At 36.9% G+C, this 1,497-nt stretch carries 1 protein-coding gene; it reads left to right on the plus strand.

What is annotated here, in order from left to right:
• Window positions 1-522 precede the first annotated feature (522 nt).
• The gene (locus tag AC1DUW_RS28570) at window positions 523-1,350 is read left to right on the plus strand and encodes a glycerophosphodiester phosphodiesterase (protein WP_477644150.1); all 828 of its coding nucleotides are present in this window, start codon (window positions 523-525) and stop codon (window positions 1,348-1,350) included.
• Window positions 1,351-1,497 lie beyond the last annotated feature (147 nt).

Genomic DNA, 1,497 nt, shown 5'->3' on the forward strand with positions numbered 1-1,497 from the left:
CTTCAATGGCTTGTGGGGTTTGATAGCCCAAKCTGCTGTGAATTCTTTTTCGGTTATACCAACCTTYAATAAATTGGAACATCGGTGATTTAGCTGTTTGATAGTCTAGCTATTGTACGTGGTTGACTTCTTCCTTTTAATAGGGCATGAAAGGATTCAATACTAAAATGTGTCCATGAAACTATACTAACTCCACTAGACAGTTTTTTTAGCATGTTTAGTTTCTCAAAGAATATTGAAAGGTTTTGTAGGTCTTTTACTAGTATTTAATTTTTGGGGGCAGATCACATTTCTTAAAGTAGTAGTAGTATCAGTATGTCCGAGATTTAGAGTTACTTGCGATTATCCTGAAGTATTAGTACCAGAACAACACCTTTAAATGAAGCATTACACTCTCCAGCTGCCATCTTTTTCTATGTTTCTAGAAACAATCGTTTTGTAAACAAAATGTGCTGAAAATTCTGATTTTTTTATATTTTCATAACTTAGCCAATAAAATAATTTGGCATTGGAGATAAAGATATGAAGAAGAAAACATTATTAGGAGTGGGCTTTGCTCTTGCCCTATTATTTAGTCCGTTTCACCAGGCGTGCGCTCCAGAAACAACTGGGGATTTAAGKGAAATGGACACCGTAGCTCACCGCGGGGCATCAGGGTACGCACCAGAAAACACCATTGCTGCATTTGACAAAGCATTGGAAATGAAAGTAGACTATATTGAAATTGATGTTCAAAGAAGTAAAGATGGAGAACTGGTCGTGATGCATGATAACAAAGTTGATCGAACAACAGATGGTACTGGATATATTAAGGATTTGACTTTCGAACAGCTGAGAAGTCTGGATGCTGGTAGCTGGAAGGGAGAACAATTTACTGGAGAAAAAATCGCTACATTTGGAGAAGTTCTCGATCGATATCACGGGAAAATTGGTATTTTAATAGAATTAAAGTCCCCAGAGCTCTATCCAGGAATTGAAGAAAGCGTGGCCCAGGAATTAATAGAACGCAATCTTGATCACCCGCAAAATGAAAAAATCATCATCCAATCATTTAATTTTGAATCAATGAAAAAAATAGATGCTCTTCTTCCAAAGGTTCCCATCGGAGTACTGACATCTTCTAAAGCTCATACAACAGAGCAAGCATTAGAAGATTTTGCTACCTACGCTGATTACTTTAACCCGATCTATGGAATTGTTACGGAAGATTTAGTTAATCAAGTACACTCACACGGAATGAAAATTTCTACATGGACAGTACGCAGCCATGAATCAGCTGAATTTCTTTTAAGCATGAATGTGGACGCAATTATTACAGACTTTCCAGATTATGTAGATCCAAGAAACTAAACTAACCTTTCATTTTTTTAAGATTCATGCAATCATTTATTTATGGAAAAAGAGCTAGCTAGGGCTGCTGACAAACTAATAGGGTTTCAAAGAACCGTATCGAAGTAAGTCTGAGCTTACCCCGAACTCTGTACGTTTCATATAGCC

This window comes from Peribacillus sp. P4_C12, assembly GCF_056402095.1.